The sequence below is a fragment of the Shewanella inventionis genome (assembly GCF_014641855.1).
Taxonomy (GTDB): Bacteria; Pseudomonadota; Gammaproteobacteria; order Enterobacterales; family Shewanellaceae; genus Shewanella; species Shewanella inventionis.
The window spans coordinates 1-901 of the sequence record NZ_BMII01000118.1 but is presented as its reverse complement, the minus strand read 5'-3'; the positions used below and the strand labels follow the sequence as shown (position 1 = coordinate 901).

Sequence of the window (901 nt, the reverse complement as noted above, 5' to 3'; positions counted from 1 at the left end):
TCAGAGAGTGTTAAGCCCCTTTCCTGTAGAAAGCCAATGAGTTGCGGCTTGATTTCATTAACTAGGACTTCTTGCGAAGAACCTGTGATGACAAAATCGTCTGCGTATCCGATAAAGTTGACCCTATTCCCTGTTTTACGGGCAATAGACTTAACCAACTGTTCTAACCCAGCCAGCGTGAGCAACATAAGCGTAGGCGATATGATCCCACCTTGTGGTGTTCCTTCAGCTGTTTTATAGAACAATCCTTTATCAATATAACCACATCCAAGCCATTGTTTCAGCATTCGTTTATCTAATTGAATGTTGTCGATAAGCCATTGATGACCAATCTTATCGAAACAGGCTTTGATGTCACCCTCAAGAACCCATTGGCTAGAGCGCTTCATACATAAACATTTGAAGCACTGTGCAATTGCATCTGCTGCGCTTCGATTAGGTCGAAAGCCATAGCTATTGAGGTCAGCCACCGTTTCCGAAATAGGCTCCAAGGCTAGAAGGTGAAGCGCTTGTTGCGCTCGGTCTATCATGCAGGGAATGCCTAAAGGTCTGAGCTTGCCGTTTTTCTTGGGGATGTAGATACGCCTGAGCGGTTGGGCATGGTAGCCTTTCCGGCTCAGTTGATTCACCGCGGTCATACAACGAGCATCACTATTCCAAATAATGCCGTCGATCCCTGGTGTTTTGCTGCCTTTGTTTTGAGAAACTCTTTTAACAGCAAGCAATTTTGCTGCTTTAGAGTGGGTTAATATCCACTGCAACGCTTTCGCCTTGCCGTGTTTACCTTCTCGGGTTGCTTTTGCAATGCGCATTTGAAGCTTTAATACATGTTGCTTAACAGCCTTCCAGTTAATGGATTGCCATTGAGTGCTGTCAGAAGAGGCACTAACTTCGTTTGAAG

The 901-nt window shown here is 45.1% G+C and carries 1 protein-coding gene; it reads right to left on the bottom strand.

Annotated features, from left to right (window positions below):
- Positions 1-901 (bottom strand): reverse transcriptase N-terminal domain-containing protein (locus IEW93_RS21845; protein ID WP_188741285.1); only part of this gene is annotated, 901 nt, incomplete at both ends.